Raw genomic sequence first — 893 nt, 5'->3', positions numbered from 1 at the left:
CTTGTCGAAAGTGATCAAAACAGGTGAAAGTGTAGTTTTTACAGGTACCGCGACTACTGATCCTGTTTGCTGGTCGTGGAAAGCCGGCAACAAGGATAGGGGTGTAGTGTTTGGTTCCGAGCAGCAAAACCCAGGTTTTGTATTTGCTGAATCAGGATTATACAGTATCGAATGTAGGGCAAGGAATGCTTTTGGCAACGATACAAAAAAAGCAACAGACAGGATTAGGGTAACAGCGCCTCCGTTAGCAGATTTTGCTGTTTTAAATTATGTACCTAAAACAGGCTGGGTTTTAAAATCGGTAAGTAGTGAAGAAGGATATAATGGTGCATACCGGGTTTTTGATGGTTTAATTCATACTTATTGGCAAAGCAATTTTAAGACAGCTGTATATCCGCATGAAATTCAGATTGATATGGGGGTTGCCTGTAAAATAGACGGGTTTAGGGCCGAAACAGATCCTGTCTATGGTCTTATTAAAGATTTTGAGTTTTCGGTAAGCTCTGACGGGGAAAACTGGATCGTGGTAAAAACAGGTACCTGGGATAAAACGAAGGCTATAAAAGAAGAATCTTTTTCAGCGGTTACTGCCCGCTACATCCGGTTTAAGGCTTTATCCGGAATTGAGGGTTTTATGTATGCTCTTATAAGAGAATTAGATGTAAAACGTGCAAATGATAACGTAACGCAGGTTTTAGCAGGGGAACCGGTTTTGTTGCAGGATCGATCCGGCAATGCGCCTGTTTCGTGGTTATGGAAAATCAGCAAGGACGGGGTTGTGAAATTTACCTCTGTAGAGCAAAATCCAAAATTTGTTTTTACAGAGGCCGGTCTGTATAGTGTGGAGCTTACGGCGAGCAACACAGAAGGCAGCCATACTAAAACTACTCAGA

Annotated in this window: 1 protein-coding gene; it reads left to right on the top strand. The window is 42.1% G+C overall.

Annotated features, from left to right (window positions below):
- Positions 1-893: discoidin domain-containing protein (locus AC6CH4_RS25895; protein ID WP_498108209.1), on the top strand; the 893-nt coding region annotated here is incomplete at both ends.

The sequence above is a fragment of the Flavobacterium sp. GQ95 genome (assembly GCF_059758655.1).
This window is presented reverse-complemented; position numbering and strand designations above follow the sequence as displayed.